The organism is Pseudomonas sp. G5001 (assembly GCF_013385475.1).
GTDB lineage: Bacteria > Pseudomonadota > Gammaproteobacteria > Pseudomonadales > Pseudomonadaceae > Aquipseudomonas.
Genome location: NZ_JACAPZ010000022.1, coordinates 20,652 through 27,785, shown reverse-complemented (window position 1 = coordinate 27,785; position 7,134 = coordinate 20,652). Strand labels below are relative to the sequence as shown.

General features: G+C 59.8%; 9 protein-coding genes. 2 read left to right on the top strand and 7 right to left on the bottom strand.

Annotation, left to right across the window (positions count from 1 at the left end; genetic code table 11):
• Window positions 1-24 precede the first annotated feature (24 nt).
• Genes HX805_RS18900 through HX805_RS18880 form a run of 5 tightly spaced genes read right to left on the bottom strand, consistent with a single transcriptional unit; the run spans window position 25 to window position 3,455 of the window.
• Window positions 25-414 carry a RidA family protein gene (locus tag HX805_RS18900; RefSeq protein ID WP_003208000.1) on the bottom strand — a complete coding sequence of 130 codons (390 nt, stop codon included), beginning with the start codon at window positions 412-414 and terminating at the stop codon, window positions 25-27.
• Between the two features lie 23 nt (window positions 415-437).
• A complete protein-coding gene (locus tag HX805_RS18895; protein WP_003207998.1) occupies window positions 438-1,223 on the bottom strand; it encodes an amino acid ABC transporter ATP-binding protein in 786 nt (261 codons plus the stop codon).
• A complete protein-coding gene (locus HX805_RS18890) occupies window positions 1,220-1,882 on the bottom strand; it encodes an amino acid ABC transporter permease (protein ID WP_003207996.1) in 663 nt (220 codons plus the stop codon). Before HX805_RS18890 ends, HX805_RS18895 begins: the two co-directional genes overlap by 4 nt.
• Before the next feature lie 9 nt (window positions 1,883-1,891).
• Window positions 1,892-2,554: an amino acid ABC transporter permease gene (locus tag HX805_RS18885; protein WP_003207993.1), complete on the bottom strand. Its 663-nt coding sequence runs from the start codon at window positions 2,552-2,554 to the stop codon at window positions 1,892-1,894.
• Window positions 2,555-2,606: 52 nt separating this feature from the next.
• The gene (locus tag HX805_RS18880) at window positions 2,607-3,455 is read right to left on the bottom strand and encodes a transporter substrate-binding domain-containing protein (protein ID WP_003207992.1); all 849 of its coding nucleotides are present in this window, start codon (window positions 3,453-3,455) and stop codon (window positions 2,607-2,609) included.
• A gap of 335 nt (window positions 3,456-3,790) precedes the next feature.
• Between HX805_RS18880 and HX805_RS18875 the strand changes: the two genes are divergently transcribed.
• Both HX805_RS18875 and HX805_RS18870 read left to right on the top strand, forming a co-directional pair.
• Window positions 3,791-4,027 (top strand): hypothetical protein, encoded by a 237-nt coding sequence (locus HX805_RS18875; RefSeq protein ID WP_003207990.1) that lies wholly within the window; start codon window positions 3,791-3,793, stop codon window positions 4,025-4,027.
• A 150-nt stretch (window positions 4,028-4,177) separates the two neighbouring features.
• Entirely contained in the window at window positions 4,178-4,555 is a 378-nt protein-coding gene (locus HX805_RS18870; protein WP_102369342.1) for a co-chaperone YbbN, read from the top strand.
• Here the strand turns inward: HX805_RS18870 and HX805_RS18865 are convergent.
• Both HX805_RS18865 and HX805_RS18860 read right to left on the bottom strand, forming a co-directional pair.
• Entirely contained in the window at window positions 4,491-5,333 is an 843-nt protein-coding gene (locus HX805_RS18865) for a PhzF family phenazine biosynthesis protein (RefSeq protein ID WP_008436960.1), read from the bottom strand. The two genes, HX805_RS18870 and HX805_RS18865, sit on opposite strands and share 65 nt — an antisense overlap.
• Before the next feature lie 79 nt (window positions 5,334-5,412).
• Complete coding sequence (locus HX805_RS18860; RefSeq protein WP_177036022.1) at window positions 5,413-6,966, bottom strand: TerC family protein; 1,554 nt, start codon at window positions 6,964-6,966, stop codon at window positions 5,413-5,415.
• Between the last annotated feature and the right edge of the window lie 168 nt (window positions 6,967-7,134).

Below are 7,134 nucleotides of genomic sequence, written 5' to 3'. Positions count from 1 at the left end.
CCTGTGGTCTCAAGAGACGGGCATTTAGCCTTTTTTCTTGTAGGCCACGCAATCGATCTCAACCTTGCAATCGACCATCATGTTCGCCTGCACACACGCCCGCGCCGGAGCATGTTCCGGGTTGAAGTATTCGCCGAAGACTTTGTTGAAGCTCCAGAAGTCCCGTGGGTCTTCCAGCCATACACCGACGCGCACCACGTCTTCAAGGGCGTAGCCGGCTTCTTCGAGAATCGCCACCACGTTGCGCATGGTCTGGTGGGTCTGCTCGACGATCCCGCCCGTGATGATTTCACCGTCCACCGCCGGCACCTGGCCCGACACGTACAACCAGCCATCCGCTTCCACCGCGCGGGCGAAAGGACGAGGCTGGCCGCCGCCTGCAGTGGCGCCGGTGCCGTAACGAGTAATGCTCATAATGGATCTCCTGAAGTGATGATTTAAAAACGAATGTTCTTGAGAAATTCCGCCAGTCGCGGCGATTGCGGGCGTTCGAAAATGTCTTTCGGCGGCCCTTGTTCTTCAATGCGGCCCTGGTTCATGAAGACGATCTTGTCCGAGACTTCATAGGCAAAGCGCATTTCGTGGGTGACCAGCAACATGGTCATGCCCTCTTCCGCCAAACCCTTGATTACGCTGAGCACTTCGCCCACCAGTTCCGGGTCCAGGGCCGAGGTGACTTCGTCGAACAGCATCAGGCTCGGGTTCATCGCAATCGCCCGGGCAATCGCCACGCGCTGTTGCTGGCCGCCCGACAGTTGGCCCGGGAAGTGATTGCGGCGCTCCAGCAGGCCGACACGGTCCAGCCATTTTTCCGCCAGTGCAACCGCTTCGTCCTTGCCCATCTTCTTGACCTTGAGCAGGCCCAGGGTGACGTTCTGCAAGGCGGTCAGGTGCGGGAACAGGTTGAACTGCTGGAACGCCATGCCGGTCATCGCACGGTGCTGGGAGATCACCCGCTCCGGGTGGCGCACGCGCTTGCCGCCGACCTCGCTGTAGCCGATGGATTCACCGTCGAGGGTGATCTGGCCGCCCTGGAATTCTTCCAGCAGGTTGACGCAACGCAGCAGCGTGGTCTTGCCCGAACCGCTGGAGCCGATCAACGTCACGACGTTGCCGCGCTGCATGCTCAGGTCGACGCCCTTGAGCACTTCCACCGGGCCGTACTGTTTACGCAGGCCGCGAATGTTCAGCAGTGGCTGGCTTTCTTTTGAGAGTTGGTTCATGGCAACGCCACCCGCTTTTCAATGTAACGCCCCAACAATTCGATGGCGTAGTTGATGACAAAAAACATAAAGCCTGCAAACAGGTAGAACTCCAGGGTCATGAACGTCCGGGCGATGACCTGTTGGGTGCTGAGGAGCAGCTCGGCCACACCGATCACCGACAGCAAGGTGGAAGCCTTGACGATTTCGGTGGACGAGTTGACCCAGGTCGGCAGGATCTGCCGCAGCGCCTGGGGTAACAGCACGTAGCCCAGGGATTGATAGAAGGTCAGGCCGATGGCCTTGCCCGCTTCCAGTTGCCCCTTGGGAATGGCCTGCAATGCACCGCGCACGATTTCCGAAACGTGAGAGCCGCAGAACAGCGTCAGGCCCACGGCACCGGCCTGGAACGCAGTGATCTGCCAGCCAAGCGCCGGCAGCATGTAGAAGCACGCCAATACCAGCACAAATACCGGCGTACCGCGGATCAGGTCGACGTACAGGCGAAACGGTGCGCGCATCCAGAATTTGCCGTAGGTCAGTACCAAGCCGGCGACGATGCCGATCAGGGTGCCGAAGATAATGGCCAGGGCCGAGCAGTAGACGCTGGTCTGGAACCCCGCCCAGAGGGTTTCCCGGGCGATCCACAACTCATGCAGCCAGCTGGGGGATTCGTACATGGGCGCTCCTTAGCGGCGAATTGCCAAACGCTGTTCCAGGTAACGGAGCAGCATGGCAATGAGGTAACAGGCAGCCACGTAGAGCGCGGTCGTGACCATCCAGGTTTCAATCACCCGGTAGCTTTCGACGTTGATCTTGCGGGCGTAATAGGTCAGCTCCGGCACCGCGATCGCAGCGGCCAGGGAGGTGTCCTTGAACAGCGAAATGAAGTTGTTCGACAGCGCCGGCAGCACGTTGCGCAGCATCACCGGCACGGTGATGTACGCGCGGATACGCCATTCGCCCAGGCCAATGGCCAGGCCCGCTTCACGCAACCCCTTGGGAATGTTCAGCAGGCCTGCGCGAAAGACCTCGGTGAGGTAGGCACCGGCGTACAACGACAGGGTGATGATGAACGAAGGGATCTTGTCCAGCCGGATACCCAGGCTGGGCAAGGCGAAGTAGATCAACAGGATCAGCACCAGGATCGGGGTGTTGCGGATCACCGTCACATACACCGAGGCCACGATGCGCAGCGCACGGTGTTTGGACAGCATCGCAAACGCCATCAACAGGCCGATCACGCAACCGATGGCGATGGACAGCAGTGCCAGTTCAAGGCCGAGGCCGAGCCCCGCCAGCAAGCTGGGGAAATCGCGCCACACAGCGGCAAAGTTCAACTGATAGTTCATGGTCGGCAGTACCTGATTGGGGCGCCGTCAGCGACGCCCCAGGGTTTACGAATTACTTGAACTCAACCGGGAAACCGATCGCAGGCTCTGGCAGGTCCACACCGAACCATTGCTTGAACGAGGCCTTGTACATTGGGAATTCCACACCGGTCATGGCTTCATGCAGGGCGGTGTTGACGAAGTTCAGCCAGTCCTGGTCGCCACGCTTGACAGCGCACGCATAGGTTTGCGGGCTCCAGGCGTAGCTCGGGCTGCGGTAGCGGCCCGGGTTTTGCACCATCAGGTACTTGACCGAGGACTGGTCGGTGGCGGCGGTGTCGGCACGCCCGGAGTTCACGGCCTGGTACATCAGGTCGACGCTGTCGTACTGGTCGACCTTGGCTTTAGGCAAGGCCTGGTGCACCAGTTCTTCGGCGTAGACGTTTTGCAGCACGGCCACGGTGACGCTGTCGCCAGCGGCTTGCAGGTCTTCGATCTCTTTGTATTTGCTGTTGGCCGGCAGCAGCAGGCCCACGCCTTCGCGGTAGTACGGCAGGGTGAAAGCCACTTGCTGCGCGCGGCTGGCAGTGACAGTGATGAACTGGCAGCTCATGTCGACCTTGTCGGTCAACAGGTTGGGAATGCGGGCATCGGAAGACTGCACCACGTATTCGACTTTGCTCGGGTCATTGAACAGACCCTTGGCCACGATGTGGCCGATGTCGATGTCAAAACCCTGCAACTTGCCATCCGCTCCCTGGAAGTGCCACGGCGCATTGGTACTGCCTGTACCCACGATCAGGTGCCCACGCTTGAGCACTGTATCGAGCTTGCTGTCCGCCGCCTGCACTACGCTGGCGAGGGAAGCCGATGCGGCGAAGAGAAAAACACACGCTTTGAACACGGAAGGTCGGTGATGCATGACAAGCACTCCAGGGATTGTGTATTCCGCTATACCGGAACTTAGTATGTAACAACGGAATAGACAGCAGAAAGTGTGCCACACGCAGTAACAGAAAAATATTTCGGGATTAATTTCTTTTTAAATCAACGGGATAGATTTTTATCAGCGATAAGGCACTGGGCCAGCCGCTGCAATCAGATTGCTACCGTTGGCTACACACCGGGGTGACAGGCCACATTTGGGTGCGGGGGCGGGTCGTTACCGTGCACGAAAGCGGTGCAGTGGCCGGATGGAAGAATTCCGTGGCTGGGCTAGTCTTGGCAGATGATCGAGCCCCCAAGGAACGCGTTCAGATGAAGATCAGTCTTGTCCTTATGTTGTTGTCGCTGGCATTTGCCACCCAGGTGTTCGCCAAGGATGACCGGCGCGAATGCAAGGCCGAGTTGGTCAGGCTGAAGGCGGCGTTCAGTACGAACTACACCACGCAGAATCATCATGGGTATCGCAGGGCCAAGGATGCCAAGGATCAGGGTGACTATAAGCAGTGCGTGGGGTTGGCGAAGAAGGCTCGGGAGCGGGCGGAGCGCTGAAGGCGCTTTGGGGCTGCTGCGCAGCCCAGCGGGAGCAAGCTCCCTCGCCACAATGGGCTACTTGGAGGTGGGTACCTGTTAGTTTTGACAGTAGACGGTTTTGATCGCCGGGATTAGCGTGGGCCAGGCCTTTCGCTCAAGGAGATCATCATGGGAATTGCAACGGCGGTGATTGCCGATGCCGAGCAGTATCAGCAGTTGCTCAAGACGCATAGAACGGTGTTCATGCTGTTTGTTTCGCAGCACTGCCCGGCCTGCGGGGAGGCCGGGCCACTGTTTGAACGGATTGCCGGGAAATACGCCAGCTCCGTGAAAAGCCTGGTGCTCGACACTGCCCGAACCCCTAGGCATCCCGAGGTTACCGGCACGCCTACCCTGCTGGTTTTCCAGAATGGCAAGATGATCAATAAGCTGGAGGGGTTCGACGAAAAAACGCTGAGGGAGACGTTCGCCAGGACCAGAATCAGTCCTCCAACATCAACCGCGCCGTACCCGAAACCCGAATCGAGGCACCCTTTTCATCGGTGATCTGCGCCTGCAAGCGCGAACGGCTGCCCATGTCCTCGCCTTGGATGATGTCGATGCGCCCGTTGTGCGGCCAGCCCAGGTCCCGCAGGTAGCCGGCAAAGGCAGCGGTCGCGGCACCCGTGGCCGGGTCTTCGTACACGCCGCCCACCGCAAACGGGTTGCGGGTGTGGAACAGTGTCGGGCTTTCGGCAAACACCAGCACCACGGTACCCAGCCCGGCGTCGGTCATGTAGCGGCGACCGGCCTCCAGTTCATAGTGCATCTGGCTGAGTTTGGCGCGGCTGGCGAGCGCCAGCACCAGGTGGGAAATGCCGGCATGGATGATCGCTGGCGGAATGCTCGGGTCCAGGTCATTGCGGGTGTAACCGAACAAGGTCAGGCCCGCGTCTACCAGGGCATCGTTGGCCGGTGCGCTGCGGGTTGGCGGGGATTGCAGCGCGGCCTCGATCAGGTCGCCTTCGCTGCGGCCGCTGACGGAAATATCGCCGTTGTTCAACGCCAGGTGGAATTCGCCATCGCCCAGCGCCAGGCTCAAGGCCGCACCGAGGGCGATGGTGGCATGCCCGCAAAACGCAACTTCGGACTCCGGCGCGAAGTACCGCACGCGCCAGCCGTCATCCTGCGGGCAGGCAAATACGGTTTCCGAAAACCCGACTTCGTGGGCGATACGCTGCATTTCTACAGCTTCCGGCAGGCTGTCACCGATCCAAACACCTGCAGGGTTACCGCCCTGGTTGCCGTCACAGAATGCAGAAATCTTAAGCACGTCCAAAGTCATTCGGGTAACCCTTCCTTAACGGTTCAGTGAGCGGCGATGCTATCCAAAGGCCAGCCCAGCGTCGAATGAAATTCACCCGTTAAAGAGGGGCCAGCAACACCTGCGTGACCCGCCGCTCCTCCACCGCCGCCACGGTCAGGCGCCAGCCTTCATGTTCCAGGCTGTCACCGACCACCGGCAGTCGATCCAGCAGGCTCATCACCAGCCCGGCCAGGGTCTGGTAATCCTCCGTCGCCACAGCCTTGAAGCCGGTGCGCTGGCGGATCAGGTTGAGGTTCAAGGCGCCATTGACGCGAAAACCACCCTCCTCTTCGATGATATCCGGGCCTTCGACCTCACTCGCATCCGGCAACTCACCGGCGATGGACTCGAGGATGTCGGTCATGCTCAACACCCCGATAAAGTCGCCAAATTCGTTGATCACGAAGGCAATGTGAGTCGACTCCTGACGCATCTGCTCCAAGGCATTGAGAATCGAAAAACTCTCCAGCAAGTTGACCGCCCGGCGCGCCAGGTGCTCCAGGTTCGGCTCGTTACCGGCCAGGTATTCCTTGAGCAACTCCTTCTTGTGCACAAAGCCCAATGGCTCGTCGACATTACCGTTGCGGATCAAGGGCAGGCGCGAGTAAGACGAATGCATCAGTTTCAGGCGGATAGTGTCGGGATCGTCCGACAGATCTATAGAGTCCACCTTCGCCCGAGGCGTCATCAGCGTACGGATCGGGCGTTCAGCCAGTTGCAGCACGCCACTGATCATCACCCGCTCGCGCCGGTCGAACAGCGGCCCGCCGTTGGCATCGGGGTTGTCCAGCAGGTCGGCGACCTCTTCACCTACCTCCTCCACTGCCAGATTACGCCCGCCGAGCAAACGCATCACCGCGTGGGCCGTGCGCTCACGCCTCGGCAGCGTGCCCTGGGCCGACTTCTTGCGGCGCGACCGGGCGATCTGGTTGAACAGCTCGATCAGGATCGAGAAGCCGATGGCCGCGTACAGATAGCCTTTGGGAATGTGGAAGCCCAGGCCTTCGGCCGTCAGGGCAAAACCGATCATCATCAGGAAGCCCAGGCACAGCATGATCACCGTCGGGTGGGCGTTGACGAAACGGGTCAGCGGCTTGCTGGCAACGATCATCAGGCCGATGGAAATGATCACCGCGATCATCATCACCGCCAGCTCATCCACCATGCCCACGGCGGTAATCACCGCATCGAGGGAGAACACCGCATCCAGCACCACAATCTGCGCAACGATCGGCCAGAACATCGCATAGGCCACGTTGCCAGTGCGCTGAGCCACATGCCCCTCAAGGCGCTCATGCAATTCCATGGTGGCCTTGAACAACAGGAACACACCACCAAACAGCATGATCAAGTCACGGCCCGAGAAACTCTTGTCGAACACCTCGAACAGCGGTTGGGTCAGGGTCACCAACCAGGAAATACTTGCCAACAGGCCCAGACGCATCAGCAACGCCAGGGACAAACCGATCAGACGCGCACGGTCACGCTGCTCCGGCGGCAGCTTGTCCGCCAGGATCGCGATAAACACCAGGTTGTCGATGCCCAGCACCAGCTCCAGCACAATCAAAGTCAACAGGCCGAGCCAGGCCGTTGGATCCGCTAACCATTCCATTTTTCAGTATCTCTTCAAGTTTTTCAGAATGCCGGGCACGGCAACGCACGATCTAGGGACCGGGTAAGGGTAGGCAATCGGAAGACGGGATGCTTGGCCTGGAGGCAGGCGATCAGCGGGAACGGCGGCAGTGAATGTCTTGGGGAAAGACGACTGGGAGGCTCCGAG

Excerpts from the sequence above, each read along its gene's own strand:
- HX805_RS18890 (WP_003207996.1), bottom strand. The coding sequence starts at position 1,882 with ATGTACGAATCCCCCAGCTGGCTGCATGAGTTGTGGATCGCCCGGGAA.
- HX805_RS18895 (WP_003207998.1), bottom strand. The coding sequence starts at position 1,223 with ATGAACCAACTCTCAAAAGAAAGCCAGCCACTGCTGAACATTCGCGGC.
- HX805_RS18885 (WP_003207993.1), bottom strand. The coding sequence starts at position 2,554 with ATGAACTATCAGTTGAACTTTGCCGCTGTGTGGCGCGATTTCCCCAGC.
- HX805_RS18875 (WP_003207990.1), top strand. The coding sequence starts at position 3,791 with ATGAAGATCAGTCTTGTCCTTATGTTGTTGTCGCTGGCATTTGCCACC.
- HX805_RS18860 (WP_177036022.1), bottom strand. The coding sequence starts at position 6,966 with ATGGAATGGTTAGCGGATCCAACGGCCTGGCTCGGCCTGTTGACTTTG.
- HX805_RS18900 (WP_003208000.1), bottom strand. The coding sequence starts at position 414 with ATGAGCATTACTCGTTACGGCACCGGCGCCACTGCAGGCGGCGGCCAG.
- HX805_RS18865 (WP_008436960.1), bottom strand. The coding sequence starts at position 5,333 with ATGACTTTGGACGTGCTTAAGATTTCTGCATTCTGTGACGGCAACCAG.
- HX805_RS18880 (WP_003207992.1), bottom strand. The coding sequence starts at position 3,455 with ATGCATCACCGACCTTCCGTGTTCAAAGCGTGTGTTTTTCTCTTCGCC.
- HX805_RS18870 (WP_102369342.1), top strand. The coding sequence starts at position 4,178 with ATGGGAATTGCAACGGCGGTGATTGCCGATGCCGAGCAGTATCAGCAG.